The sequence below is a fragment of the Pseudomonas sp. AIG genome, from assembly GCF_977020205.1.
The window spans coordinates 1-2,852 of the sequence record NZ_CDROCK010000115.1 but is presented as its reverse complement, the minus strand read 5'-3'; the positions used below and the strand labels follow the sequence as shown (position 1 = coordinate 2,852).

The window sequence follows — 2,852 nt, the reverse complement described above, 5'->3', positions numbered from 1 at the left end:
GCAGATCGGCAACAACGTCACCCGCAATTTTCTGGTGGCCTTCGACGGCGCCATGAAACTGACCGGCATCAAGATCGATGCCAGTACCTGGCAGCATGACTTCACGGTGCGCCTTGCCGGCATCGATGAGCGCGAGCGTCTGAGCAATCGCAACCTCTACGGACGTGCGTTCTTTTTCAGTAACTCGCTGATGTTCGAAAAGACAGACACCGGCTACCAGATCAATGGTGGCACGGCCTACGTCGAAGGCATCCGCGTGGCAATTGCGAAGTCAGAAGCGGTCCCCGGCGCCATTCCAGTAGGTAAGGTCTGGCTGGACGTTTGTCTTGAGCGCCAGTTGAACGATCGGGTGGCTGTGTGGAAAGTGGTATTCGGTGAACAGGCCGATTACACCGATGCTGCCGGCGTACGCCATTACTGCGTGCCGATCGCTGATTTCATTTCACCCAGCAATATCGTGGATTTGCGGGACGCCGAGCCAGTCGGCGGTGCGTTGATCAAATATCTCGCATCCCGTACCGGCGACTATCCGCTGCTGCGTGCCCGGGCCACGACAAAAGAAGACGTAGATCTGGGCAACCTGCCCAACGCTAAAAGTGATGACCCAACCACCAACAGCAGCGAAATTCTGGCGACGACCGCAGCGCTGAACAAACTGCACAAGCAAGTCGGCGACTCGATGACAGGCATGGTTGCCGGCTTCAGCATGTATTCGGCGCCGGCGGGCTGGCTTGCATGCAACGGCGCCGCTATCTCGCGTACAGCATTCGCTGGCCTGTTCGCACGCATCGGCACGCACTACGGGGCAGGTGACGGAACAACCACGTTTAACGTGCCGGACATGCGCGGTCTGTTCCCCCGTGCGTTTGATGACGGTCGCGGCGTCGATCCCGGCCGGGCTTTCGGATCGTTTCAGGACATGGCTCTGCATTTACACGCTCACACCGCCTCGGCCGCTGCGGTAGGTGATCACTTGCACACCGCTTGGACAGATGCGCAAGGCAACCACGTCCACAGCGCCTGGACTGATGCCCAGGGTAACCATGACCACGGGTTCCGAACTGTCGACAACGGTGCCGGCGTGAACGTTGGTTACCCAGCAGGCGGCAGTGTCTGGACGGAGCTTGAGATCGGCGGCGGGAAGAATGCCGACGGGCGACCCATGCGAACCGATTACCAAGGCAACCACGCACACAACGTCGGCATCGGCGCCGCTGGCCAGCATGCGCACAACGTTGGTGTCAGCGGCGGTGGTGCTCACACCCACGCCGTGACCGTCGCCGCCAACGGCGGTACCGAAACCCGGCCGAAGAACATGGCCCTTTATTACTGCATCAAGTATTGAGATCGAGCATGACTGACAAACTCGTTTATCAGACCGACCATCTCGGCATCTTCATTGGTGCTGTGAAGGCTGACGAATCACCGCTGGAAGAGGGTGTGTATCTGATTCCCGGTGGCTGCGTGGAGGCCGCGCCACCACCAGTTCCGGAACACAAAGCCGCGTGGTGGAACGGCAAAGCTTGGCAGCTTGTGGACTTCTTCGGCGGCGTCGTGGTGTACAGCACCGACACCGGCGAGCCGCGAACATTGGAAGGCTTCGAACCGGTGCCGGCCGGTTTCACCATGAAAAAACCCGGGCCGAACCAAGTATGGAAGAACGGCGAATGGGTTGATGATATCGACGCCGTGCTGGCTGCACTCCGGGACAAGAAACTGCAAGCGATCGCTGCCGACTGCACGGCCTACATCGCCGGCGGGTTCAGTTCCAGCGCATTAGGTGAGCCATACCGCTACGGCAGCGCGATCGATGACCAGGTGAACTTGAATGGCCAGGTGCTGCTGGGTATGGACGATGTTTACCCATGTTATGACGCTCATCAGGTAATGACTTTCCAGCCGCACACCATCGAACAATTGCAGAAAGTCAGCCTTGACCTGGTGCGCTTCCGGCAGGCGGCGCAGCAGCACGCGGAAACACTGCGCCAAGCTGTGGCGAAGGCTCAGAAAGACAAAAATCTGAAGGCAATGAAAGCCATCACCTGGACGCCGCCGGCATGACCTGGGCACCGGTGACAATGCGCTGGCCGGAGCAGGCCACGAAATGGATGGGTGGGCTTTCAGCGGCAAAGGATCTGGCCGGCGGCGAGCTGGCCAGCACCGCCCAGCGCCTGGCTGGCCTGAGTGGACTGGCCAACACCAACCCGGGGCCGGTCGGTGATGCAGCAATAGGCGCGATCGCGGCCGGACGCGCAGCGCTGGCCGAGCAGATGGGGCAGGTTCCGGCGTGCCTGGTCGTAACACCATTTCAAAGCGGTGTTGGCCAGGGCGCGGGCTATCAGCGCTTTCTGTCCGCGCCCAACGCGCTGGAACATCTCGCCAAGAAACTGGAAGACGTCAGCGACAGCGGGCGTCCGACTGGGCCGCAATACGCGCTGTCGATCCTGTTCCTGGGCACGCGCCTGGAACAGCTGGCCAGCAGCCTGGCGCGATTCAATGCACTGCTGCCCATCCCTGACCTGGTGCGCACCGAGCGCCGGGCGCAACACCTGCTGAAACTGGAGAGCGAAAAGTGGGAGATCCCCGGCGCTGGGCCGCTGCCACGCTGGCAAGGTTTGCCGCTGGAACGTTGCACCGTGGTCAAAGCCGCCAAACAGTCGATGGCGGGTCAAATAGCCGTGCTGGAAGGCTACGCCGCCGACAGCTCGCCGCTGGCCGATCTTGCAGCGCTGGCAGCGCGCAAGAGCGCCCAGCAGCAGGGGCGAGATAAACAATTGGCTGACCTGAAAGACCTGCTGGCCGGGGGCAATCCTGACGTCAGCATGCGCGCGCGGATGCTTGGACCAGGCACT

Annotated in this window: 3 protein-coding genes; all 3 read left to right on the top strand. The window is 61.3% G+C overall.

Annotation, left to right across the window (positions count from 1 at the left end; all coding sequences use genetic code 11):
- Nucleotides 1-1,345: tail fiber protein (locus tag ACWR1S_RS30730; RefSeq protein WP_454566126.1), on the top strand; the 1,345-nt coding region annotated here is incomplete at its 5' end.
- Nucleotides 1,346-1,353: 8 nt separating this feature from the next.
- Entirely contained in the window at nucleotides 1,354-2,061 is a 708-nt protein-coding gene (locus tag ACWR1S_RS30725; protein WP_454566125.1) for a DUF4376 domain-containing protein, read from the top strand.
- Nucleotides 2,058-2,852: hypothetical protein (locus tag ACWR1S_RS30720; protein ID WP_454566124.1), on the top strand; the 795-nt coding region annotated here is incomplete at its 3' end. The genes ACWR1S_RS30725 and ACWR1S_RS30720, both read left to right, overlap by 4 nt.

What these genes read in the sequence shown, in the direction of transcription:
- ACWR1S_RS30725 (WP_454566125.1), top strand. Translation starts at nt 1,354, where the DNA reads ATGACTGACAAACTCGTTTATCAGACCGACCATCTCGGCATCTTCATT.